A 243-nucleotide genomic window follows, 5' to 3' on the forward strand; every position below is an offset into this window, starting at 1 on the left:
ATTATTTAACAGATGACGAGGAACGGAATTTGCAAATCGTTAAGGATTTGGAAGAGGGTTTGTTCCGTAAACGACTGATTTCATACGGTGGATTGTTGAAGGAAATACACAAAGAATTAAATTTAGATGATGCAGAAGATGGCGATTTGGTAAAAGAGAATGAAGAAAATGATGATGAAAAAGAAGATGAAGGCTTTACAGTCACAGCAATGTGGAACTGGAACAGGCAAAATTATTATATAA

At 34.6% G+C, this 243-nt stretch carries 1 protein-coding gene; it reads left to right on the forward strand.

The window, feature by feature from the left end; all coding sequences use genetic code 11:
• Positions 1–29 precede the first annotated feature (29 nt).
• A partial coding sequence (locus AWV70_RS22440) for a protein rep (protein WP_160327729.1) occupies positions 30–243 on the forward strand: 214 nt, incomplete at its 3' end.

The organism is Sporosarcina koreensis, from assembly GCF_001531445.1.
Classification (GTDB): domain Bacteria; phylum Bacillota; class Bacilli; order Bacillales_A; family Planococcaceae; genus Sporosarcina; species Sporosarcina koreensis_C.